At 66.9% G+C, this 23,538-nt stretch carries 19 protein-coding genes and 5 tRNA genes; 14 read left to right on the top strand and 10 right to left on the bottom strand.

Going from position 1 to position 23,538, the window contains the following annotated elements; genetic code table 11:
* The first annotated feature begins 87 nt into the window (after window positions 1–87).
* On the top strand, window positions 88–1,620 hold the full coding sequence (gene ppx / locus FOB47_RS19240; protein ID WP_174781849.1) for an exopolyphosphatase: 1,533 nt from the start codon (window positions 88–90) through the stop codon (window positions 1,618–1,620).
* Between the two features lie 121 nt (window positions 1,621–1,741).
* Here the strand turns inward: ppx and FOB47_RS19235 are convergent, their stop codons facing one another.
* From FOB47_RS19235 to infA, 3 genes are all read right to left on the bottom strand, one after another.
* Window positions 1,742–2,578: a GNAT family N-acetyltransferase gene (locus FOB47_RS19235; protein WP_174781848.1), complete on the bottom strand. Its 837-nt coding sequence runs from the start codon at window positions 2,576–2,578 to the stop codon at window positions 1,742–1,744.
* A 156-nt stretch (window positions 2,579–2,734) separates the two neighbouring features.
* Entirely contained in the window at window positions 2,735–3,211 is a 477-nt protein-coding gene (locus tag FOB47_RS19230) for a SixA phosphatase family protein (RefSeq protein ID WP_053822089.1), read from the bottom strand.
* 764 nt (window positions 3,212–3,975) lie between these two features.
* The gene (gene infA, locus FOB47_RS19225; RefSeq protein ID WP_006578938.1) at window positions 3,976–4,197 is read right to left on the bottom strand and encodes a translation initiation factor IF-1; all 222 of its coding nucleotides are present in this window, start codon (window positions 4,195–4,197) and stop codon (window positions 3,976–3,978) included.
* Between the two features lie 230 nt (window positions 4,198–4,427).
* On the opposite strand from infA, the gene FOB47_RS19220 reads away from it, so the two are divergent.
* The 4 genes from FOB47_RS19220 to FOB47_RS19205 all read left to right on the top strand — a co-directional run bounded on the left by FOB47_RS19220 (window position 4,428) and on the right by FOB47_RS19205 (window position 5,517).
* Window positions 4,428–4,504 (top strand) — tRNA-Pro (locus FOB47_RS19220).
* A 51-nt stretch (window positions 4,505–4,555) separates the two neighbouring features.
* Window positions 4,556–4,632: transfer RNA gene (locus FOB47_RS19215), tRNA-Arg, on the top strand.
* A 241-nt stretch (window positions 4,633–4,873) separates the two neighbouring features.
* On the top strand, window positions 4,874–5,131 hold the full coding sequence (locus FOB47_RS19210; protein ID WP_174781847.1) for a type II toxin-antitoxin system Phd/YefM family antitoxin: 258 nt from the start codon (window positions 4,874–4,876) through the stop codon (window positions 5,129–5,131).
* Window positions 5,128–5,517: a type II toxin-antitoxin system VapC family toxin gene (locus FOB47_RS19205; protein WP_174781846.1), complete on the top strand. Its 390-nt coding sequence runs from the start codon at window positions 5,128–5,130 to the stop codon at window positions 5,515–5,517. The genes FOB47_RS19210 and FOB47_RS19205 overlap by 4 nt, the downstream gene beginning before the upstream one ends.
* Window positions 5,518–5,600: 83 nt before the next feature.
* Here FOB47_RS19205 and fabI read toward each other — a convergent pair whose 3' ends face one another.
* Window positions 5,601–6,389, bottom strand: coding sequence for an enoyl-ACP reductase FabI (fabI, locus tag FOB47_RS19200; protein ID WP_006578939.1), 789 nt, complete (start codon window positions 6,387–6,389; stop codon window positions 5,601–5,603).
* 393 nt (window positions 6,390–6,782) lie between these two features.
* Here fabI and FOB47_RS19195 point away from each other — a divergent pair, with 393 nt between their 5' ends.
* The 5 genes from FOB47_RS19195 (at window position 6,783) to FOB47_RS19175 (ending at window position 13,700) form a co-directional block, all read left to right on the top strand.
* The gene (locus FOB47_RS19195; protein ID WP_174781845.1) at window positions 6,783–8,645 is read left to right on the top strand and encodes an extracellular solute-binding protein; all 1,863 of its coding nucleotides are present in this window, start codon (window positions 6,783–6,785) and stop codon (window positions 8,643–8,645) included.
* Between the two features lie 46 nt (window positions 8,646–8,691).
* A complete protein-coding gene (locus tag FOB47_RS19190; protein ID WP_174781844.1) occupies window positions 8,692–9,741 on the top strand; it encodes a microcin C ABC transporter permease YejB in 1,050 nt (349 codons plus the stop codon).
* Window positions 9,738–10,940, top strand: coding sequence for an ABC transporter permease (locus FOB47_RS19185; RefSeq protein ID WP_174781843.1), 1,203 nt, complete (start codon window positions 9,738–9,740; stop codon window positions 10,938–10,940). The genes FOB47_RS19190 and FOB47_RS19185 overlap by 4 nt, the downstream gene beginning before the upstream one ends.
* A gap of 17 nt (window positions 10,941–10,957) precedes the next feature.
* Window positions 10,958–12,643: an ABC transporter ATP-binding protein gene (locus FOB47_RS19180; protein ID WP_244959482.1), complete on the top strand. Its 1,686-nt coding sequence runs from the start codon at window positions 10,958–10,960 to the stop codon at window positions 12,641–12,643.
* Window positions 12,644–13,022: 379 nt separating this feature from the next.
* A complete protein-coding gene (locus FOB47_RS19175; protein ID WP_053822081.1) occupies window positions 13,023–13,700 on the top strand; it encodes a C40 family peptidase in 678 nt (225 codons plus the stop codon).
* 111 nt (window positions 13,701–13,811) lie between these two features.
* Here FOB47_RS19175 and FOB47_RS19170 read toward each other — a convergent pair whose 3' ends face one another.
* Window positions 13,812–14,750 (bottom strand): patatin-like phospholipase family protein, encoded by a 939-nt coding sequence (locus FOB47_RS19170; RefSeq protein ID WP_174781841.1) that lies wholly within the window; start codon window positions 14,748–14,750, stop codon window positions 13,812–13,814.
* 274 nt (window positions 14,751–15,024) lie between these two features.
* Here FOB47_RS19170 and gltX point away from each other — a divergent pair, with 274 nt between their 5' ends.
* The 4 genes from gltX to FOB47_RS19150 all read left to right on the top strand — a co-directional run bounded on the left by gltX (window position 15,025) and on the right by FOB47_RS19150 (window position 17,153).
* Window positions 15,025–16,431, top strand: coding sequence for a glutamate--tRNA ligase (gene gltX / locus FOB47_RS19165; RefSeq protein ID WP_174781840.1), 1,407 nt, complete (start codon window positions 15,025–15,027; stop codon window positions 16,429–16,431).
* A 314-nt stretch (window positions 16,432–16,745) separates the two neighbouring features.
* Window positions 16,746–16,821, top strand: a tRNA-Ala gene (locus FOB47_RS19160).
* A gap of 102 nt (window positions 16,822–16,923) precedes the next feature.
* Window positions 16,924–16,999: transfer RNA gene (locus tag FOB47_RS19155), tRNA-Glu, on the top strand.
* A 77-nt stretch (window positions 17,000–17,076) separates the two neighbouring features.
* Window positions 17,077–17,153: transfer RNA gene (locus FOB47_RS19150), tRNA-Asp, on the top strand.
* 191 nt (window positions 17,154–17,344) lie between these two features.
* On the opposite strand, the gene FOB47_RS19145 is transcribed toward FOB47_RS19150, so the two are convergent.
* The 5 genes from FOB47_RS19145 to rho form a co-directional block, all read right to left on the bottom strand.
* A complete protein-coding gene (locus tag FOB47_RS19145; RefSeq protein WP_174781839.1) occupies window positions 17,345–18,694 on the bottom strand; it encodes an MATE family efflux transporter in 1,350 nt (449 codons plus the stop codon).
* A 121-nt stretch (window positions 18,695–18,815) separates the two neighbouring features.
* Window positions 18,816–20,594, bottom strand: a complete 1,779-nt coding sequence (locus tag FOB47_RS19140) for an ArnT family glycosyltransferase (RefSeq protein ID WP_053822077.1) — start codon at window positions 20,592–20,594, stop codon at window positions 18,816–18,818.
* A gap of 258 nt (window positions 20,595–20,852) precedes the next feature.
* The gene (locus FOB47_RS19135; protein ID WP_053823133.1) at window positions 20,853–21,119 is read right to left on the bottom strand and encodes a type B 50S ribosomal protein L31; all 267 of its coding nucleotides are present in this window, start codon (window positions 21,117–21,119) and stop codon (window positions 20,853–20,855) included.
* Between the two features lie 206 nt (window positions 21,120–21,325).
* Entirely contained in the window at window positions 21,326–22,177 is an 852-nt protein-coding gene (locus FOB47_RS19130) for a M90 family metallopeptidase (protein ID WP_174782503.1), read from the bottom strand.
* A gap of 78 nt (window positions 22,178–22,255) precedes the next feature.
* The gene (gene rho / locus FOB47_RS19125; protein WP_006578219.1) at window positions 22,256–23,518 is read right to left on the bottom strand and encodes a transcription termination factor Rho; all 1,263 of its coding nucleotides are present in this window, start codon (window positions 23,516–23,518) and stop codon (window positions 22,256–22,258) included.
* Window positions 23,519–23,538 lie beyond the last annotated feature (20 nt).

Here is a 23,538-nt window from a genome sequence, read left to right as displayed (position 1 = left end):
CGACACGGCCAGGACATATTCTTCGTGCCTCGCGCGGCCGGCGCTGAGCGGAACGCCGCCGGTCCGTGTTTCCAGACTGCTATGACGATGAACAATACTCCCCGCCTGCTCGCCGCCGTCGATATGGGCTCCAACAGCTTCCGGCTGATGATCGGCCGCGTCGACGAGACGCAGACCGCGACCGGTCCGGTCAGCCAGATCTTCCAGGTCGATGCGCTGCGCGAACCGGTTCGCCTGGCCGCGGGCCTGACCGCCGACAAGTACCTGGACCAGCCGGCGCGGCGCCGCGGCGTCGATGCGCTGCGGCGCTTCGGCGACCGCCTGCGCGAATTCTCGCCGGATCAGGTGCGCGCCGTCGCCACCAATACGCTGCGCGTGGCCAAGAACGCGTCGGAATTCCTGATCGAGGCCGAGAACGCGCTGGGCTTTCCGATCGAAGTGATTGCCGGCCGCGAGGAAGCCCGGCTGATCTACCTGGGCGCGTCGCACGATGCGCCGGCCTGCGCCGGCAATCGGCTGGTCGTCGATATCGGCGGCGGCTCGACGGAATTCATCATCGGCCATGGCTACACCGCCAAGCTGATGGAGTCGCTGTACATCGGCTGCGTATCGCACAGCCGGCAGTTCTTTCCCAGCGGCAATGTCGACGAGTACGCGATGAAGCAGGCGGAGCTGGCCGCGCGCCGCGAGATCCAGGTGCTGGTGCGCCAGTACCGCAGCGCGGGCTGGCAGCAGGCGGTGGGCTCCTCCGGTACGGCGCGCGCGCTGGCCGAGTTGATCGAACTGAACGGCATGAACGACAACGCGCAGGAGCATGGCATCACGCGCGAAGGGCTGGAGCGGCTCAAGCGCGCGCTGATCAAGGCGGAGAACACCCATCGCGTGCGGCTGATCGGGCTGAAGCCCGACCGGATTCCGGTCTTGCCCGGCGGGCTGTCGATCATGCTGGGCGTCTTTGCAGAGCTCGACATCGACCGCATGGACGTGACGGATGGCGCGCTGCGGCTTGGCGTGCTGTATGACCTGCTCGGCCGCAGTCATCACGAGGACATGCGCACCGTCACGGTCGATCAGTTCATGCGCCGCTACGGCGTCGACCGCGCGCAGGCCGCGCGCGTGCGCCAGGCCGCGCAACGATTGCTGGCGCAATTTCCCGATCCCGTCAATGAGCGGCGCGATGACAATCTGGCGCTGCTGGGCTGGGCTGCGAGCCTGCACGAGATCGGCATGTCGATCGCGCACAGCAGCTACCACAAGCATTCGGCCTATATCGCCACGCATGCGGACATGCCGGGCTTTTCGAAGACCGATCAGGCTCGGCTCGCGACGCTGCTGCTCGGCCATGCGGGCAAGCTCGGCAAGCTGTCGGGACGCGGACGCTTTCTCGACTGGCGCATGCTGTTCAGCCTGCGCCTGGCCTTCGTGCTGTGCCGGCGGCGCGCCGACGTCGAACTGCCGGAGATCAAGGTCAGCCAGCGCGCCGATGCGCTGGAAGAGGGCTTCGAGGTGCGGCTGCCCAAGGCGTGGGTCGAGGCCAATCCGCTGGTCGAATACAGCCTCGGCAAGGAAGCCGACGAATGGGAGCGGATCGGCATCCGCTACAAGGTGGTGTACGTCTGAATCTGTGGCAGTCGCCGTCAGAAGGCACCCGGAAACAACGCGGGTGTTCTCCCTCTCCCGCTAGCGGGAGAGGGCCGGGGTGAGGGCAGCGCGCCAGCGCGGCGCGCCTTACTTCATCCCGTCAGCGCTGCAGCCCGAGGAAATGCCGCGCATAACGCGGGTTCATGTCATTGACGCGCAGCAGCGTGAGGAAGTCCGCCACATTGAAGTCCGGATCCCAGGCCGGCATGCCGCAGATGCGCGCGCCCAGGCGCAGATAGCCCTTGATCAGCGCGGGCGGCTCGACTTCGAGATCCTGGTTCAGCTCGTGGACCGGCAGCGGCAGCCGCGGAAACGCGTGGTATTCGATCGGCGCCAGATAGTTGCGCGCGAACACGCGGCTGAGGCTGGCCGCGATATGGCCGCCGTCGTTGATTGGCGCGCTCGCGCAGCCCAGCATCGACTCGATACCCCAGCGCTGCAGGTACTCGCCCAGACCGCCCCACAGCGCCATGATGACGCTGCCGGTGCGGTAGTCGCGATGCACGCACGAACGCCCCAGCTCGACCATCTTCGGCTTCAGGTGCGCCAGCCGAACCAGGTCGAATTCCGATTCGGCGTAGAGGCAGCCGATGCGCTTGGCCTGGTGCGGCGGCAGCACGCGGTAGGTGCCGACGACCTTCAGCGTGGCCAGGTCGCGCACGATCAGGTGGTCGCAGTAGGCGTCGAACATGTCGATGTCGAGTTCGGGCGACGTGGTCGACAGGCGCGCGCCCATCTCCTCCGCGAACACCTTGTAGCGCAGCCGCTGCGCCTCGACTACTTCGTCCTGGTGGCGCGCCCACGCCACGCTGAGAGCAGGCGCTGCATCTTGCTGCGCAACGGATTGGCGATGAAGACGCCTCCGGCCCGGATGGCCCGCCAGGCCATTGGGCAAGGAATCGAAGAGCGGCTGGGTAGGCGTCGGGAGGTCTCGCATCAGATGTCCTTTCGATGACAACATGGCTGCGAAACAATGTAGAGGGGGCGGGTGACAGCCCCGTGAAGCGGCGATGACGGTTGCGTGACCGTGCCGCCGTGGCGACATCGAGAGGTGGCGGAGGTCAGCGTGCCACGTACCCGGTCCGAACCGCGATCACAGAAATTCCGGGTTGATGACCGCACGCAGCACGACCTGATCCTCGTGCTCGCGCGTGCGCGCCGTCAGCCACCAGATGCCGCTCTTGCGGATGCTCCAGCCGATCTCCGTACCCGCCAGCAGCAGGGCCGCCAGCCGGCCGATCCAGGGCTGATGGCCGACCACGACGGTGGTGCCGGTCGCATGCGGCCAGTCGATCGCGGCCAGCACGTCGGTGACGTCGCTGTCGGGCGCCAGCGCCGGCACCACCAGCGCGTCGGAGCGCAGCGCCGCGGCGGTCTCGCGGCTGCGTTGCGCCGGGCTGCACAACAGCCGCGCATCGGGCGGCAGGTGAGCGCGCAGCCAGGCGGCGGAGGCTTCGGCCTGCTTGCGGCCGCGGCGGGTCAGGGCACGTTGCAGGTCCGCGGCGCGGCCCATGCCGGCAACATCGGGGAGCGCTTCCGCTTCGGCGTGGCGCCACAGGATCAGGTTCATTGCTGGGGATCGGCACGGCGCGAATGCTGTGCGGCGGTCGTTGGGTTGACACTCCGGAGACCGGTACCCGGCTCCGTCTGGATCGATTCGACTGGCGTGCCGCGGCTCGGTTCGGGGGGTATTCGCCCCGGCCTTCGGTCGGTGCTGTCGGCCTGGACGTCCGCGGCATAGCGAGCCGATGCCGCGGCCAGTATGGCGCAGCGGCGTGGTCGGGGCAATGCGCCGTCATGCCGGTGGCAGGCCCATGGCGGCGCGCGACGCGGGAGTATCGGGTGCGTCGATGACAGTGAGATGACGGTCGTGCGGCAGTCACGATCGGCGCTGCCGGCGAGCGGGCAGCGTCGGACCGGGCACGGCCTATTCAGGGTTCAGCGCGGGGTTCGGCGGGGGCAGCGGGGGAGTCAGCGGTGTGCAGCGGTGTGCAGCGGGGTGCAGCGGGGTGCAGCGGGTGCGGCGGGGGCAGCGGGGGCAGCGGGGGCAGCGGGGCGTGGTGGGGCTGCCGTTCTCGTCGGCCGGCATCGCGTCGCGGGCGTCTTCCGCCAAATGGCGGAAACGTGGTCGACGCGGGAAAATGCGCTACAAGCCGCTGCAAGCCGCTACGAGACAACGCCAGGGCGAACGCGACCGGCGCGGTCATTCCAGACGAGTGACCGCGTGCGAGCTGCGATGGAGCGGGAGGCACGGCGCCGCCGGGCGACGCACAGAATCGCGTCGTCGCCGCGACGCCGAGCAGGAGCGAAACCGTTGGACCGGGCGGTCCGGTATCAGCTCTTGTGACGGAAGTTGATGCGACCCTTGGTCAGGTCGTAGGGCGACATTTCCAGCGTCACGCGGTCGCCGGCCAGAATACGGATCCGGTGCTTCTGCATCTTGCCCGATGCGTAGGCCCAGATTTCCACACCGTTTTCCAGCAGCACGCGATAGCGGTTGTCGGGCAGCGCTTCCGAAACGACGCCGCCGAATTCAATGAGTTCTTCCTTAGCCAAGCTTCCTTCCTTTGTGGCTCCATGATGGGCAGCCGGACGGCCGCCTTTGCGGATGCGCGATTATAGCATGAACGCACCTGCAGCATTTTGGGTTCCCGGCAGGGGCCTTTAGTTCCCGCGTGCACCGATACAGTGGCGCGAACGCCCTTTCAAGGTGCGAACGCTGCTGGACGTCCAAGGCACCGATCCCGTTTGACCGCTGCGGTGCCGGCGGATACAATGCGCGGCTTCGGGGCGTAGCGCAGCCTGGTAGCGCATCTGATTTGGGATCAGAGGGTCGCATGTTCGAATCATGTCGCCCCGACCAGAACGACAAGGGTTAGCAGGCTGAGGCCGGCTAACCCTTTTTCTCTTCCGACCGCCCTTAGCTCAGTTGGATAGAGCACTCGCCTTCTAAGCGAGCGGTCGCACGTTCGAATCGTGCAGGGCGGGCCATACTTCTTGCAGTGTCCATCAAGACACTTCCCGCGCGCGTGCCGTTCCAGCGCGCAATTCAATCCGACTTTTATCGCCGTCGCCCGGTGGCGAATTCCGCTTCTTCTTTCGTTTTTGAGCTTGCCCGCTGGCAAAGCGCATGCTTGCGTCTTAAACTAGCTAATGGTTAGCTAATTGATGTTGGCGCGGGTACTCGGTCGCGGCGCCGACTTTCCGCCTTCGCCAGTACAAGGAGAGCACGATGCTGATTGTCAACATGCACGACGCGAAAAGCCGCTTGTCCCAGTTGGTGGAGGCCGTCGAAAGCGGTTCGCAGGCCGAAGTGATCATTGCCCGCAACGGCCAGCCGGCTGCCCGCATCGTGCCGATCGAACCGCTGGACATTTCGAAACGGATCGGAGGGGGCGTCGCTTTCCTCGGTGCGTTTGCCGCGATGAGTCAGGAGGAGTTCGACGAAAGCAATGAAGAAATCGCCCGCCTGTTTACGGAGAGCGAATGATTCTTCTGCTCGACACTCAGGTAGCGATCTGGGCCGCACAGGATAGTCCCCGCTTGTCTGGTCCAGCGCGGACACTGCTGCTCGACCCCGGCAACGAAGTCGTGGTGAGCGCGGTCAGCCTGTGGGAGATCGCCATCAAGTTTGCCAGCGGCAAGCTGCCGTTCAGTCCGGCGATGGCGATGGCAGCCTTCCGGGCGAGCGGCTATCGCAGTCTTGCGATGACCGAAGCGCATGCGGGGATGGTGGCGAACCTGCCCCAAGTGGACGACCACAAGGATCCGTTCGATCGGATGCTGGTGGCGCAGGCGCTTGCCGAGTCGATGCGGCTCGTGACGGCCGACACCAAGCTGGCGCGCTATCCGGTCGGGTGCATCGAACCGGTGTAGCGGGCGCGGCCGGGAAAGGATGGGGACGTAAGAAGGAGCGGCGGCCGCGGGGAACAACTCGCGGCCGCCGGGCGGACGGACGCTTATTCGCCTTCCGGCAGGCTGGCGCCGACGATGTTGAAGCCGGCGTCCACGTACGTGATCTCGCCGGTCACGCCGCTGGACAGGTCCGACAGCAGGAAGGCCGCGACGTTGCCGACTTCCTCGATGGTGACGTTGCGGCGCAGCGGGGCGGCTTCCTCGAAGTGGCCGAGCAGCTTGCCAAAGCCCTTGATGCCGGATGCGGCCAGCGTCTTGATCGGGCCGGCCGAGATGCCGTTGGCGCGGATGCCGCGCGGGCCGACCGAGGCGGCCAGGTAGCGCACGCTGGCTTCCAGCGACGCCTTGGCCAGGCCCATCGTGTTGTAGTTGGGCACGACGCGCTCGCTGCCCAGATAGGTCAGCGTCAGCAGCGAGGCCTTGTCCGACAGCAGCGGCAGCGCGGCCTTCGCGAGCGCCGGGAAGCTGTAGGCCGAGATGTCGTGCGCCACGCGGAACGCTTCTCGCGACAGGCCGTCGAGGAAGTCGCCGGCGATCGCTTCGCGCGGGGCAAAGCCGATCGAATGGACCAGCCCGTCGAGCTTGTCCCAGCGCTGGCCGAGCGCGGCGAAGGTGGCGGCGATCTGCTCGTCGCTCGACACATCGCATTCGAATACCAGATCGCTGCCGAATTCCTTGGCAAAGTCCTGGATACGGTCCTTGAAGCGCTCGCCGACATAGGTGAAGGCCAGTTCCGCGCCTTCGCGCTTGCAGGCCGACGCGATGCCGTAGGCGATCGAGCGGTTCGACAGCAAGCCGGTGATCAGGATCCGCTTACCTGCCAGAAATCCCATAAGTTCTCCATGGTGGTCTTGTGATGCGCGTTCGCGGTGTGCCGGGGCAGGGCACGCTGGCGGGCACGGGTTCTGCTGGGTCCCGCCGGGCTGCAAGGGCCGGGTGGGATTCCGCTTGTTCCACTGGATCCCCGCCGCCCGTACCGGATTGCCGATGGCGAGCGGGCAGCCCCGCTGCGGCCGCGGCCACGCCGCGTACTGGAATGTCCGGATGGCTGGAACGCCGCCGAACGAAGGTAAAATTGTCGCACAACTTGGCCCGGACACCGACCGCGGCCGTACTGCCAAGCGAAGTTCAGGGGGGAGGGCATCGACCGGATGCAAAGGCAAGCAGCAGGGCCGTTTTCGGCATGGCATCGTATCCGGGCGCGGACTCGCACCGGCCTGGTCCAGATGCTGGCACGGTCCGCCGCAGCCGCCCTGATGGCCGCGCTGTTGCCGACGATGCCCGCCACGGCCTGGGCCGCGCACGGCTTCGCGCTGCACGGCGACCTGAAGTACCCGGCGGACTTCCATCACTTCGACTACGTCAATCCCGACGCCCCCCGCGGCGGCACGCTGACGCTGGCCAATCCGGACCGGCGCACCAGCTTCGACAAGTTCAATCCGTTCACGCTGAAGGGCGTCGCCGCGCCGGGCCTGACTTCGCTGATGTTCGAGTCGCTGCTGATCGGCAGCGCCGACGAGACCGCCAGCGCCTACGGCCTGCTGGCCGAGGACGTCACGGTGGCGCCCGACGAGCTGTCGGTGACCTTCCGCATCCGCCCGCAGGCCCGCTTTCACAACGGCGACCAGGTGCTGGCCAGCGACGTCAAGTATTCCTACGACATGCTGATGAGCAAGGCCTCAAGCCCGGGCTATCGCAGCATGTGCGCCGACGTCAAATCGCTGACCGTGATCGACGACCGCACGGTGCGCTACGACTTCAAGCAGCGCAACGGCGAGCTGCCGCTGATCGTCGGCTCGCTGCCGGTGTTCTCGCGCAAATGGACGGCCAAGGTACCGTTCGAGAAGCTGACCTTCGAGGCGCCGGTGACCAGCGGCCCCTATCTGATCGAGCGCTACGATGCCGGCCGCGGCATCATCTACAAGCGCAATCCGGACTACTGGGGCAAGGACCTGCCGGTGCGGCGCGGCACCTTCAATTTCGATCGCGTGGTCTACCGGCTGTACAAGGACGAGACCGCGCGGCTCGAGGCCTTCAAGGCCGGCGAGTTCGACGCCATCGTCGAGTACCGCTCCAAGAGCTGGGCCAAGAGCTATGTCGGCAAGCGCTTCGCCAACGGCGAGCTGATGAAGACCGAATTCCCGCACCGCAATGGCGCGGGCATGCAGGGCTTCGTGATGAATCTGCGCAAGCCGCTGTTCCAGGACGTGCGCGTGCGCCAGGCGCTGATCCTCGCGCTGGATTTCGAATGGCTGAACCGGCAGCTGTTCTACGGCGCCTACAAGCGCCTGGACAGCTGGTTCTCCAACAGCGAGCTGGCCGCCAGCTCGACCTTCGACGGCCGCCCCGGCCCCGGCGAGCTGGCACTGCTCGAGCCGCTGCGCAACGAACTGCCGCCCGAGGTCTTCGGTCCGATCGTCACGCAGCCGACCACCGAACCGCCGCGCTCGCTGCGCGACAACCTGCGCGAGGCGCGCCGGCTGCTGGCGCAGGCGGGCTGGACCTACAGCGACGGCGCGCTGCGCAACGCGAAGGGCGAGCCCTTCGTGTTCGAGTTCCTCGACGACGGCGGCGCGATGAGCCGCGTGATCACGACCTATGTGCGCAATCTGGAGAAGCTCGGCATCCAGGTCCATCAGCGCACCACCGACTTCGCGCTGTACCAGAAGCGGCTGGAGGACTTCGATTTCGACGTGGTGTCGATCCGCTTCCCCGATTCGCAGAGCCCGGGCAACGAGCTGCGCGATCGCTTCACCAGCGAGGCGGCGTCGATGCCGGGCTCGGACAACCTGTTCGGGCTGAAGTCGCCGGCGGTCGACAAGCTGGTCGACCAGGTGCTGCGCGCGCATACCCGCAAGGACCTGATCAACGCGTCGCGCGCGCTGGACCGCGTGCTGATGCACGGCTATTACGTGGTGCCGAACTGGTACAGCGCCTCGCACCGCGTGGCCTACCGGCGCGAGCTGGTCTATCCGCAGCGGCTGCCGTACTACTACACGGCCGAGGGCTGGGTGCTCAGCAGCTGGTGGCGCAGCGATGTGCCCGCCGCCGCGCAGGCCAAGACGGCCCCGGCCAGGGCGGTGCGCTGAGCGCGGCGACGGCTGCGACAGGCGCCACAGGAAAACAGGAAACGGCATGCTGGCCTATCTGCTCAAACGCGTTCTGCTGATGATCCCGACGCTGATCGGCGTGATCACGCTGACCTTCGTCGTGATCCAGTTCGTGCCCGGCGGCCCGGTCGAGCAGATGATGATGGAGCTCAAGGGCCGCGGCGGCGGCGGCGAGGCCAGCGGTGGCGGCGCCGAATACCGGGGCCGGCGCGGCGTCGACGCGGAGAAGATCAAGGAGATCCAGGCGCTGTACGGCTTCGACAAGCCGCCGCTGGAGCGCTACTGGATGATGCTCAAGCGCTTCGCGCAGTTCGACCTGGGCCAGAGCTACTTCCAGCACCGCAGCGTCTGGGAGCTGGTCAAGTCCAAGCTGCCGGTATCGGTCAGCCTGGGCCTGTGGACCTTTTTCCTGACCTATCTGATATCGGTGCCGCTCGGCATCGCCAAGGCGATCCGGGCGGGCAGCCGCTTCGACGTGGTGACCAGCATGATCGTGCTGGTCGGCTACGCGATCCCCGGCTTCGTGCTCGGCGTGCTGCTGCTGGTGCTGTTCGGCGGCGGCACCTTCGTGCAGTGGTTCCCGTTGCGCGGCCTGACCTCGGACAACTGGGAGCAGCTGTCGCTGATGGGCAAGGTGATGGACTATCTGTGGCACCTGGTGCTGCCGATCACCGCCTCGGTGGTCGGCAGCTTCGCCGTGGTGACGATGCTGACCAAGAACGCCTTCCTGGAGGAGGCGCGCAAGCAGTATGTGCTGACCGCGAGGTCCAAGGGCCTGTCGGAGCGGCGCGTGCTGTGGAAGCATATTTTCCGCAATGCGCTGATCCCGCTGGTCACGGGCTTCCCGGCGGCCTTCATCGGCGCCTTCTTCACCGGCTCGCTGCTGATCGAGACGCTGTTCTCGCTCGACGGGCTGGGCCTGTTGTCCTACGAGGCGGTGCTGCGCCGCGACTATCCGGTCGTGCTCGGCACGCTGTACCTGTTTACGCTGATCGGCCTGGTGACCCGGCTGATCTCCGATGTCTGCTACGTGCTGGTCGACCCCCGCATCCATTTCGAGGCCATGCCGCGATGACCCCGCGTTGGCAATCCCCCTTCCGCTCGACGCCGCGGCCGCCGCGCCTGGACCGGCTGCCGTCGTCGCTGTCGCCGCGCCAGCGCGCCTGGCAGCGCTTTCGCCGCAACCGGCTCGGCTACTGGAGCCTGATCGCCTTTGTCGTGCTGTTCGTGCTCAGCATGTTCGCCGAGGTGCTGTCGAGCGACCGGCCGCTGGTGGTCAAGTACCGCGGCGAGTGGTATTTCCCGATCGTGCAGACCTATGCCGAAACGACCTTCGACGGTGACTTCCCGACGCCGACCGACTATCTCGATCCCTTCATCCGTCAGCGCATCACCAGCAACGGCAACTGGGCCATCTATCCGCCCAACCGCTATTCGTACGACACGCTGAACTACTTCGCCAAGGAGCCCAATCCCGCGCCGCCGTCGGCCGAGAACTGGCTCGGCACCGATGACCGCGGCCGCGACGTGCTGGCGCGGCTGATCTACGGCTTCCGGGTGTCGGTGCTGTTCGGCCTGGCGCTGACCGTGATCGGTGTGGTGATCGGCACGATCACCGGCGCGCTGATGGGCTTTTTCGGCGGGCGCTTCGACCTGATCTCGCAGCGCGCGATCGAGATCTGGAGCTCGATGCCCGAGCTCTATCTGCTGATCATCTTCGCGTCGATCTTCGAGCCCAGCCTGGCGCTGCTGATCATCCTGCTGTCGCTGTTCGGCTGGATGGGTTTGTCGGACTACGTGCGCGCCGAGTTCTACCGCAACCGCTCGCTCGACTACGTCAAGGCGGCGCGCGCGCTGGGCCTGTCCAATGTGCAGATCATGTGGCGCCATATCCTGCCCAACAGCCTGACCCCGGTGATCACCTTCCTGCCGTTCCGCATGAGCGCCGCGATCCTGGCACTGACCAGCCTGGACTTCCTCGGCCTCGGCGTGCCGCCGACCACGCCCAGCCTGGGCGAGCTGCTGGCGCAGGGCAAGGCCAATCTGGACGCGTGGTGGATCTCGCTGTCGACCTTCGGCGTGCTGGTCGTCACGCTGCTGCTGCTGACCTTCATGGGCGATGCACTGCGCGATGCCTTCGACACGCGGCTGGGCCTCGCCGCGCTGCGCGGCCGGGTCGAACCGAAGCTGCCCGACCCGTCCGCCGGATCGGCCGGCGGACCGGCGGCGGATGCCGCAGCGGCGGGGCAGTCCGCCGCGGGAGCGCGGCCATGAACGACCTTCCCATCAGGATGCCCGCGCAGCCCATGGCCACGCCGCCCGACGCCGCCGACCCGGCGCTGATCCGCGTCGACCGCCTGTCGGTGACCTTCGGCGACGGCCCGGAGGCGACACGCGCCGTGCGGGATGTCAGTTTCTCGCTGCGCCCCGGGGAACGGTTCGCGCTGGTCGGCGAGTCGGGCTCCGGCAAGACCGTGACCGCGCTGTCGATGCTGCGTCTGGTCGAGGACGCGCGCTACCAGGGCGCGATCCATTTCGGCGGGCGCGACCTGCTGCGCGTGCCCGACCGGGAGATCCGCGCGATCCGCGGCAGCGAGATCGCGATGATCTTCCAGGAACCGATGACCGCGCTGAACCCGCTCTATACGGTCGGCAACCAGATCGTCGAGACGCTGGAGCTGCACGAGGGGCTGGACAAGCGCGCCGCGCGCGCGCGGGCGATCGCGCTGCTCGAGCGCACCGGCATCGAGGAGGCCGCGCACCGCTTCGACAGCTTCCCGCACCAGCTGTCGGGCGGCCAGCGCCAGCGCGCGATGATCGCGATGGCGCTGGCCTGCCGGCCCAGGCTGCTGCTGGCCGACGAGCCGACCACCGCGCTCGACGTCACCATCCGCGTGCAGATCCTCGAGCTGCTGCGCGACCTGCAGGCCGAGTTCGGCATGGCGGTGATGCTGATCACCCACGACCTGAACATGGTGCGCGCGTTCGCGCAGCGCATCGGCGTGATGGAGCAGGGCGTGCTGGTCGAGATCGGCGAGACCGCCGAGGTCTTCGCCAACCCGCGTCATCCGTATACGCAGCGGCTGATCGACAGCCGGCCGCGGCGCGAGGTGGTGCCGGTGCTGCCGCTGGCGCCGACCTTGCTGAGCGCGCGCGGCCTGGACGTCAACTACACGCGCAAGCGCCGCGGCCTGGCCGGCTGGTTCGGCCGCGACGTGGTGCGCGCGGTCAAGGAGGTGGATTTCGACCTGCGCGAGGGCGAGACGCTGGGCATCGTCGGCGAGTCCGGCTCGGGCAAGACCACGCTGGCCCACGCGGTGCTGGCGCTGCAGCGCAAGAGCGGCGGTCAGATCCAGTTCCTCGGGCGCAGCCTGGAACAGGTCAGGCGGGCCGAGCGCGCGTCGTTGCGCGCGCGGCTGCAGGTGGTGTTCCAGGACCCGTTCGGTTCGCTGTCGCCGCGCATGACGATCGAGCAGATCGTTGGCGAGGGCCTGGCGCTGCATCAGCCGGGGCTGTCGCGCGAGGCGATGCGCGAACGCGTGATCGAGGCGCTGCGGGAAGTGGGGCTGGACCGCACGGCGCTGGGGCGCTATCCGCACGAGTTCTCCGGCGGGCAGCGCCAGCGGATCGCCATCGCGCGTGTGCTGATCCTGAAGCCGCAGGTGGTGGTGCTCGACGAACCGACCTCGGCGCTCGACGTGTCGATCCAGCAGCAGGTGCTGGCGCTGCTGTCGCAGCTGCAGCGCAAGTACAACCTCAGCTACCTGTTCATCAGCCACGATCTGGCCGTGATCCGGGCCATGGCGCATCGGGTCATCGTGATGAAGGGCGGGGAGGTGGTCGAGGCCGGAGAGACCGATGCGGTGCTCGGCGCACCGCAGCACGCCTATACCCGCAAGCTGATGCGGGCGGCCCAGCTCGGCATGGAATCGGGTCCCGGGCCGCGGGCGGGAGACGTCGGCGGCTGGCCTGGCTGATGTCCCGGCGGGGGTGTCCGCCCATGGCCGCCCATTGTCCGATCGCGCGGTCAATCACGAGAATTAGCGTGCAAGTCCCCCGCTATTCCTTTGATTACATGGCGATTTCGGCCGATTTTGTAACGAACTTTGACATCACCGGCGTGACCTTATACCATCCCGCGAGAACTTGATGTGTGGGTGGTTTGCACGCCGCACGTCTCCTGGCGGGTGCGTTCGGCCGTACCCCGACACCGTTGTCGGGCGGATTCGGCGTCTGATACCCGCCCTCAGCAGTCTTTCCACATAGTCATCTCCGATCCACACGACGATGGGTTGTCGCGTCGCGTGAGGGATGGTGTGATTTGAATCATCCGAACCGGAACCAACGGGAGAACCCATGCAGCGAACGGTGCTTCATTCCCTGGCGCGTGCCGCCATCGGACTGACCCTGGCATGCGGCGCGGCCTTGTCGAATGGAGCCCTGGCTGACACGGTGTTCAAGGAGCCGGGCGCGGAGCTGAGCGTCGAGGCCCAGCAGCCCGAGCCGAAGAAGGGCCTGCTGTCGTCGATGATGAATTCGACCAGCCATGTCGCCAACAAGGCCGGCGATCTGGTGATGAACGCGCTGGGCCTGATCGGTGTCCGTTATCGCTTCGGCGGCAACACGCCGGAGTCGGGCCTCGATTGCAGCGGCTTCGTCCGCTACGTCTTCAACGACACCTTCGGCTTCATGCTGCCGCGGCGCTCGGTCGAGATCAGCCGCGTCGGCACCAACGTCGCCGCGCACGAACTGCGCCCGGGCGATCTGGTGTTCTTCAACACGATGCGCCATGCGTTCTCGCACGTGGGCATCTATATCGGCGACAACAAGTTCGTGCACGCACCGTCGACCGGCAGCAAGATCCGCGTCGACGACATGCGTTCGGCCTACTGGGTCACGCGCTACAACGGCGCGCGCCGCATCGACGATATGCCGGAGCGCGACAATGGCGCCCCGGGCGGCATCGGAGGCATGGTCGAGACGCTCAAGCGCTTCGACCCGAACGCCAGCGGGCGTACGTTCTACGGCGGCTGAGCGCAACGGCGCCGTCGGCTGCGATCGCCATCAACGAAAAAGGACTGCCTCGGCAGTCCTTTTTCGTTGGTGCGGTGGTGATGCGCCCGTAGCGGTGCGCTCGTCCGCTGCCTACTTCCCGGCAAGCGGCGCGGCCGGCTGCAGGCGCGCCTGCGCCAGCTTCTCGCGCAGCGCGGGCAGGGCGGCCACGGCGGCTTTCTCGCCCGCCAGGATCGCGCGGTTGCGTGCGCCGAAATCGCTGCCGCTCATGTCCGGCAGGTCGGGGCGGATCACCACGTCGGCGCGGGCCAGCGCCAGCCGGTTGATCGATTGGCCCATGATCGCCGTGGTCTGCAGCAGCACGCCGCTCTGGCCGGCATTGTTCTGGCTGGCCGGATCGGCCGAGATGTTGACCGCGATCACGAAGTCGGCGCCCATGCTGCGCGCCGAGTCGACCGGCACCGGCTCGACCAGGCCGCCGTCGACGTAGTCGTGTCCCTGGATCGACACCGGCTGGAACACGCCCGGCACGCTGCTGGACGCGCGTACCGCCTGGCCGGTATTGCCGCGCCGGAACAGGATCGCGCGGCCGGTCTTCAGGTCGGTGGCGACGATGCCCAGCGGGATCTTCATTGCCTCGATCGGCCGGTTGTCCACCAGCCGGTTCACGTAGTTCTGCAGCGCCTCGCCCTTGAGCCAGCCGCCGAAGCGGGTGCCGAACGGCAGCGCCCAGTCGGCGATGGTGGCCTCGTCCATCTTCAGCGCGTGCTGGTTCAGCTCGAAGCCGTCCATGCCGGAGGCGTACAGTGCGGCGACGACTGCGCCGGCGCTGGTGCCGGTGACCAGGTCGGGGCGGATGCCGTGCGCTTCCAGCGTCTTGATCACGCCGATATGGGCGAAGCCGCGCGCGGCGCCGCCGCCCAGCGCGAGGCCGATGCGGACGGGGCGGGGCGCGGGCGTGACGGCGGCCGGCGCGGCCGGCGTATCGGGCTTCGGGCCCAGGCTGCAGGCTGCGAGCAGGGACGCCGCGGTGGCGCCCGCCGCCGCGCTCAGGAAGGTACGTCGTTGCATGCGGGAATACGAATGGGAAAGGGCAGGACCCCGGGGCCGGCGTGCCGGCGCGTCACGCTCCGACTGCAGCCGGTGGCGGCAGCGGTTCAGACCGGGCGATAGCATAAATGATTCCGCGCAGCGGCCCGATCATCCGTAGCGGCCGCGGCCGGCATCAGTCAGCGCTGACTGATGCCTTTGCTACAATGACCGGCTTCGAATCGTCGCCCGCGCCCCCTGTTGCGCGGGCTGTTTTTCCGCGAATCTCCGCAGTCTTCCCCGGTTCTTCCCCTCTATGACCACACGCGTCCGCACCCGCTTCGCCCCGAGCCCGACCGGCTTCATCCATCTGGGCAATATCCGCTCCGCGCTGTATCCGTGGGCCTTCGCCCGCCGCATGAAGGGCGATTTCATCCTGCGCATCGAGGACACCGACGTCGAACGCTCCTCGCAGGAAGCGGTCGACGTGATCCTCGAGAGCATGGACTGGCTGGGCCTGGACATCGACGAGGGCCCGTTCTACCAGATGCAGCGGATGGACCGCTATCGCGAGGTGGTCAAGCAGATGCTGGATTCGGGGCTGGCCTACCACTGCTATATGAGCACCGAGGAGCTCGATGCACTGCGCGAGGCGCAGCGCGCGCGGGGCGAAAAACCCCGCTACAACGGCTTCTGGCGGCCCGAGCCGGGCAAGGTCCTGCCGGCGCCGCCGGCCGGCGTCGATCCGGTGGTCCGCTTCAGGAACCCGATCGGCGGCAGCGTGGTGTGGGACGACGCGGTCAAGGGCCGCATTGAGATCTCGAACGACGAGCTCGACGATCTGGTGATCGCGCGGCCGGACGGCACCCCGACCTACAACTTCTGCGTGGTGATCGACGATCTGGACATGAAGATCACCCATGTGATCCGCGGCGACGACCACGTCAACAACACGCCGCGCCAGATCAATATCATCCGCGCGCTGGGCGGCACGCCGCCGGTCTACGCTCACCTGCCGACCGTGCTGAACGAGCATGGCGAGAAGATGAGCAAGCGTCATGGCGCAATGGCGGTGACCGCCTACCGCGACGAAGGGTATCTGCCCGAGGCGGTGCTCAACTATCTGGCACGGCTGGGCTGGGCGCACGGCGACGCCGAGATCTTCTCGCGCGACCAGTTCGTCGAATGGTTCGACCTCGAACATCTGGGCAAGTCGCCGGCGCAATACAACCCGGAAAAGCTGGCCTGGCTGAACAACCACTACATCAAGGTCGGCGACAACGCGCGCCTGGCCGAGCTGACGCGGCCCTTCATCGAGCAGCTGGGCGGCAAGGTCGAGGGTGCCGACCTGGTCGGCGTGGTGGCGCTGGTCAAGGATCGCGCCAATACGCTGAAGGAGGTCGCGCAGACCGCGCTGCTGTTCTATCGTGGGGAGCCGCAGCCCGATCCGGCGCTGAAGGCCGAACATCTGACCGCCGAGATCGTGCCGGCGGTGCGCGCGCTGGCGCAGCGCCTGGAAACGCTGACCGAATGGCGGCGCGAGGCGATCTCGGCCGAGTTCAAGGCGGTGCTGGCCGAGTTCGGCCTGAAGATGCCGAAGCTGGCGATGCCGGTGCGGCTGCTGGTGGTCGGGCAGCTGCAGACGCCAAGCATCGATGCGGTACTGGAACTGATCGGCCGCGATACGGTGCTGCGCCGGCTGCAGGCCGGCGTCAGTGCCTGATTCAGCAAAAAAAGTTGCGGCGGGGGCTTGCGCTTTCGTCGTGACTTGCGCATAATCTCTTTCTCCCTGCGGCGCGGTTCAACACCAAGCGGGCATCACGGCAGTACCGCGGCGGTTTGGCGGCGAATATCCGAAGCGATTTCGACGACAACCGAAGCAGTAAAAAAAGTGAAATGGGGGCTTGCAAAAAAGCAAGGCTGTTATATAATCTTGGCTTCGCTGGAAACGACAAGATAATCGCTTCGATAAAACGAACGATAATCCGAAACGAAAGGCGAATCGCCGGTGACAATAACGGCGACCGCAGTACATATGGGGCTATAGCTCAGCTGGGAGAGCGCTTGCATGGCATGCAAGAGGTCAGCGGTTCGATCCCGCTTAGCTCCACCAAAATTCCAGCGATGACATCAGCAGTACGGTGTTGTCCGTTTCGATCAAGCGGTTCGCCGCGGCCGTCGGAACAAGACGGAACGTGTTGAAAAACAGGTTTCTGTCCCCTTCGTCTAGAGGCCTAGGACATCACCCTTTCACGGTGAGTACAGGGGTTCGAATCCCCTAGGGGACGCCAGATAATGGGCGTAATCAAACGTCCAGATTATCGGTAAAGCCTGCACCCCGGTGCGGCGATATCGATAAGCCGACTAAGGAGTGGTAGTTCAGTCGGTTAGAATACCGGCCTGTCACGCCGGGGGTCGCGGGTTCGAGTCCCGTCCACTCCGCCAAAACTGAACCCGCATGGTTAGCGCCATGCGGGTTTTTCTTTTTGGATTTTCCATCCGGATTTCCTTTTCGTCCCGCCGACTTCTTCCCGCCGACTTCATCCCGCCGATTTCCACCCCGCGATATGCCCGAAAGCGCGGGGCAGGGTGGCCGGCAATGCCGTCCCGTCCCCCTCGCTTTGCTTTCGCCGCTGTCAGCTGCGCTCTTCGCTGATGCGAATGAAATAGAAGACCAGCAGCGCACCGGCGACCGCCAGGCTCAGGCTGTTGGCCAGCCAGAAACCGGCCGCGCCGTGTGTGAAGGCCGGCATGCCGTCGATCAGCCCGAAACCCAGCACATAGCCGCCGCCCAGGCCGATTCCCCACAGCGACACCGCATAGATCACCGTGGGCACCAGCGCGATCTTGTACGCGCGCAGCACGAAGGCCGTGGTCACCTGCACCGCATCGAAGGCCTGGTAGAGCGCGACGAACGTCACCAGCGGCAGCGCCGCCTGGACCACCGCCGCGTCGCTGGCATAGGCCCGCAGCACCGGCGCGCGCAGCAACCATAGCGTCGCGCCGACCGCCAGCGCCAGCGCCGCCGCCAGCCGGATCCCGCGCCAGCCGACGCGCCGCGCACCGGCACGGTCACGTGCGCCGACCGCCTGCGCCACCAGCGTCGAGGTGGCGATGCCCAGCGACAGCGGCAGCATGTAGGCGACGGCGCCAAGGTTGGCGATGATCTGGTGCCCGGCCAGCGTCACCGTGCCCAGACGCGTGATGAAGACCGACATCAGCGTGAACGACGTGATTTCGATCAAGTAGGTCAGCCCCATCGGCACGCCCAGGCGCAGCAGCGCCCACAGATGCGAACGCATTGGCCAGCTCCACGCCGCGAAGATGGCCAGCGGGCGGTAGGCGCTGCCATGGCGCAGGATCAGTACGCCGGACAGGCACCACATCCAGCTGATCAGCGTCGAAGCCAGCGCGCAGCCCGGACCGCCCATCGGCGCCAGACCCAGCCCGCCATGGATGAACCACGCATTGAGCGGCACCTTGACCGCGAGCCCCAGCAATTGCAGCAGCGTCACCATGATCGGACGCGACAGCGCATTGTTCAGCGCCGAATAAATGCGAAAGCCCAGCGCTGCGGGCAGGCCGAACGCCTGCAGATGCAGATAGGCGGTGGCCTTGTCGACCAGTTCGGGCGGCGCCTTGGCGAAGGCCAGCAGCGGCCCGGGGAAACTGAGCAGCAGCATGCCGGGCACGGCCAGTGCGAGGCCCAGCCACGCGGCCTGCCGCACCTCGACGCCGATCTCGGCGTGGCGGCCGGCGCCATAGAGCTGGCCGGCGATCGGCGCCAGCGCCTGCAGCACGCCCATCAGGCTGATGTAGACCGTGACGTAGATCGAGCCGCCCAGCCCGACCGCGGCCAGATCGGTGGCCGAGGCGCGGCCGGCCATGATGGTGTCGATCACGCTGAAGGCGATCACGGCCAGCTGGCCCACCAGCACGGGGCCGGCCAGCGCGGCAATGCGGCGAAGGTCCTGGGTCAGGGTCATGTTCGTTCGGGGGCACGGGCCGGGCGATGGCGGGACTGCCACGCGATGGCGCCGGCGGGCGCGCGACAAGGCCAGGCCCGGCGGGCAGGGCGGGCAGCGCGGCAGTCGCCGCAACCGCCGATCAAGGCTGCCGGGGCAGCCGGCGCGTGCTCTTGCGCGGCGGCACCGCGGGCTTCTCGATCAGCTGGTACATGCGGAAGCGTTCGTCGCGGTCCGACGGGCGGCGGCCTTCCCAGATCAGCCGCCATTCGAAGCGCGAGATGCTGGACGGCTCGCCGTAGTCGACCGGATCGTGCCGCAGCAGCACGTCGCAGCCGTCCTCCGGGCCGCCGAAGCGGAAATGCCCGAAGAAGGCGAACGAGGCCAGCTGCGCATCGCCCATGCGGATCGGCTGTACGCACTCGTAGGTCGACGGCAGCGCCATCGAGGCGGCCTCGGCGACATCGCGGTAGGTCTTGCCATAGTTGATCGACGGCAGCCACAGCGTCATCGCCATCACCCACATCAGCGTGGTGCCGGCGGCCGAGATCACCACCGGGCGCCAGATCTGCTTCGGCGCGCGCGACAGCCGCCAGCGTACTACCAGCACCCAGGCCGCGGTCGCCGCCAGCGCGAACAGCACCGCGCTGACGGAGAACACATGCAGGTAGCCGGGCAGCTGCTTGAAGATGTTGTTGGCGATCCGCGGCGGCCAGCCGGTCGTCTTGGCCAGCCACATGAACCAGACGGTGCCGCCGAAGATCGTAAAGAACAGCAGCGCGAACCAGTCGATCGCATTGATCGTCGCGCGTGTCAGCGTCGGCAGGCCGAAAGCCGCCAGCACCGCCATCGGCGGCAGCAGCAGGATGAACTGCACGTCGCCGGGCTGGCGCAGCATCAGCAGCAGCACGAACAGCGGCAGCAGCAGCGCCAGCGGCAGCGCGACATGGGGGCTGCGCCGCATGCCGGCCCAGCTGAGCCAGGACCAGATCGCGATCGGCCATACCGGCCACGAGAACAGGAAGAAGTTGCGCGCGACGAAGCCGATCGCGAAGCCGTTCGGCCAGCTATAGGTGCGGCGGTCGTAGCGCGACCATTCGCGGATGAAGCCGACCGCCTCGTCGCGATGCGAGGCGCCGAAGTAGGTGGCCGCCATCCACGCCGCGACCATCGCCAGCGCGATCGGCAGGGCCATCGTCAGCACGCGCCGCAACGGCAACGGCTTGCAGACCAGGCCGCCGATCAGGATCGCGGTGAACAGCACCAGCGGCAGGATCGGCCCGCTGGCCAGCGTCAGCGCGCCCAGGCCCGCGCCAAGCCACAGCGCGCCCTGGGTCGGCATGTCGAGGCTGCGCACCAGCCCATAGAGGCTCATCGCGACGAAACAGACCTGGCCGACCTGCGGCGTGGTCTCGTGGCCGCGCATCGCCAGGCCGACGCAGGCCAGGAAGATCAGCAGCGCGCCATCGGCCAGCGTGCGGCCGTAGTCGCGCGCATTGGGCTGGCCGCCGAAGGCGAAGGCGAAGGGCTGGACCTCGGCGCGGCGTCCCAGCAGGTAGGTCGCGTACCAGATGAAGGCGCAGGTCGCGAAGTAGAACAGCGCGGTGGCGAGCCGCGCGGCATCGGGCGCGCCCAGCCAGCCGCCGGCCAGCCGGATCATCGCCGCGCCAACCCAGAACACCAGCGGGCCGTCCTGCCCGTAGGGCCGGCCGGCGATATTGGGCATCAGCCAGTCCTGCCATCCACCGATGGCCAACTGCCACATCACGCCGAAGCCGGCGGCGTCCTCGTTCTTCCACGGGTCGCGGCCGAACAGGCCGACGGCGCCGTAGATGATGCAGATCGCCAGCAGCAGCGCGCGGGGCAGGGCCCCGGTGGCGGCGGCGGTCAGGTGGACGCGGGAAGCTTTGACGGGGCTCATCGATCGGTCAGCGGACTGGGCGGCGTGGTTTGGCGGCGGCGAGGCCTCGGGCGGGGCACCGAGCCTGGCGGGTGCGGTTGACTGCTTGCATTGAAGGGAAGACAGCGCCGCGCTCCACGCGTTGCAAAAGCAAAGAGGCAGCCTGGGCTGCCTCTTTTAACACAATGTGCACCGATTCCTGCAGGAAGGCGCGCATCGGACGGCGGCAGAAGGCATGCGGGATGCGCTGCCGGCGCCGTCTCTGGGTCCAGCGCCGGATTACTTCGCGGCGGCCTTGCCCAGCTTGCTGCCGAACTTCTGGCGGAACTTCTCGACGCGGCCGGCCGTGTCCATGATCTTCTGGGTGCCGGTGTAGAACGGGTGCGATTCCGACGACACTTCGATCTTGGCCAGCGGGTATTCCTTGCCGTCCTTCCAGGTGATCGTTTCCTTGGTCTGGATGGTCGAGCGGGTCAGGAAGCTGAAGTCGCACGACACGTCGACGAACACGACTTCGCGGTAATTCGGGTGAATGCCTTCTTTCATGGTGTTTCCTTGCAGGTTGGGTAGCCAGTCCGCGGCCGCCTGTTCGTGCTGGCCATGCTTGGCCATTTGCTGCTGCGCTGCTGGCGGCGAGCGAACCACTTGCCGGTGACGGACAAACGCGGATTATGGCAGAGAAACAAGGACTTGGGCAAGGTGCAACAAGCACCGCGCCGTGAAGATTCCGATGCTTCTTTATGCAGCAAGCATCACATCGATGCCGGATCCTGCCGATAGAAGGTGCTCAGCAGCCCGTACAGCACCGGCCAATGCCGCGAAAGCCCCGCCGGCTCGACGAAGAACGCCTCCGAGGCGACCGCGAAAAACTCGCCCGGCGCCTCGGCCCCATAGGGGTCGATCACGCGCATCGGCGCCGGCAGCCGGTCGGGCTCGTCCCAGACCGAGTCCGGCACCGCATCGCAGGCATCGGCGAAGCGCTGGTATTCGGCATCGAAGGTCCGCGCCCATTGGCTGCGCTGCACGCCGGCATGCAGCGCGCGCGAAAAGGGCGGCACGCCGTCGGCCTCGCCATCGAGCATGTCGAGCTTGTGGGCGAACTCGTGGATCACCACGTTGTAGGTGTCGTCGGGATGGTCGGTGGCGGCATCGAGCCCGGCGCCGGGCAGGCTCGCGTCCGGCCACGACAGGATCACGGGCCCGTGCTCCCATGCTTCGCCGCTGGCCTCCTCGACCACGCCATGCACCAGGCCGATCTCGTCCTCGACGGTCCGCCGGATGATGAATTCGCCGGGATACAGCACGATGCCGTGCCAGCCGCGATACCACTGCAGCCCGAGCCGCAGGATCGGCACGCAGGCCTGCGCCGCGACGCTGACCACCATCTCGTCGGTCAGCACGAGTTCGTGCGCGGTCGAATATTCCTTGTCGGCGATGAACAGCGTGGCGAGCTCACGCAGTGCCGCCAGGTCTTCGGCGCCGTAGCGCTGCAGGAAGGGCAGCGCGGAAACGGTCTGCTGCCACAGCGCGTCGTCGATCGCGTAGCGGCGCAGCTTGCGCTGGCGCGAGCGGGCATGCAGCAGTCTGGCGAGGCGGGCGAGCATGGCGGGCAGGTGCAGGAAGAAAAAAGGCGCGCCGCGGCGCGCCTTGATCATGCGGCGATGATGCGGGCCGGCGCGGCCTCAGCCGCCGCGGCGCATCATGTCGAAGAATTCGGCGTTGTTCTTGGTCGCCTTCATCTTGTCGAGGATGAATTCCATCGCCTGCACTTCGTCCATGTCCGAGATGAACTTGCGCAGCACCCAGATCTTTTGCAGGATCTCGGGCTTGATCAGCAGTTCCTCGCGGCGCGTGCCGGACTTGTTCAGGTTGATCGACGGGTAGACGCGCTTCTCGGCCAGCCGGCGTTCGAGGTGCACTTCCATGTTGCCGGTGCCCTTGAACTCTTCGTAGATCACGTCGTCCATGCGGCTGCCGGTCTCGATCAGCGCAGTGGCGATGATCGTCAGCGAACCGCCTTCCTCGAGATTGCGGGCGGCGCCGAAGAAACGCTTCGGACGCTGCAGCGCGTTGGCGTCGACACCGCCGGTCAGCACCTTGCCCGAGGCCGGCACCACCGTGTTGTAGGCGCGCGCCAGACGCGTGATCGAGTCCAGCAGGATCACCACGTCGCGCTTCAGTTCGACCAGGCGCTTGGCCTTCTCGATCACCATCTCGGCGACCTGCACGTGGCGGATCGCCGGTTCGTCGAAGGTCGACGCCACGACCTCGCCGCGCACCGAGCGCTGCATCTCGGTCACTTCCTCGGGACGCTCGTCGATCAGCAGCACGAACAGGTCGGCTTCGGGATGGTTGTTGGCGATCGCGTGGGCGACGTGCTGCAGCATCACGGTCTTGCCCGACTTCGGCGAGGCCACCAGCAGCGCGCGCTGGCCGCGGCCGATCGGCGCGATCATGTCGATGATGCGGCCGGTGATGTTCTCCTCGGCCTTGATATCGCGTTCGAGCGTCAGCGGCCGGTTCGGATGCAGCGGCGTCAGGTTCTCGAACATGATGCGGTTCTTGACCGCTTCGGGCGGCTGCCCGTTGACCTTGTCGACCTTGACCAGCGCGAAATAACGCTCGCCATCCTTCGGCGTCCGCACCTCGCCCTCGATCGAATCGCCGGTATGCAGATTGAAGCGGCGGATTTGCGAGGGGGAAATATAGATATCGTCCGTGCTGGCCAGATACGACGTTTCGGGCGAGCGCAGAAAGCCGAAGCCGTCAGGCAACACTTCCAGCGTGCCGTCTCCGTAGATGGTTTCGCCCATCTTGGCGCGCTTCTTCAGGATCGCAAACATCAGTTCCTGTTTGCGCATCCGCTGTGCGTTGTCGATCTCGAGGGTCGCGGCCATTTCGAGAAGGGCAGACACGTGAAGCGATTTGAGTTCTGTCAGGTGCATAGACGAGGGGTACAGATGGG

Origin of the sequence: Cupriavidus gilardii, assembly GCF_013347325.1 — a bacterium.
Taxonomy (GTDB): Bacteria; Pseudomonadota; Gammaproteobacteria; order Burkholderiales; family Burkholderiaceae; genus Cupriavidus; species Cupriavidus gilardii.
The sequence above is the reverse complement of the archived record's forward strand: the minus strand, read 5'-3'. Positions and strand labels throughout refer to the sequence as shown.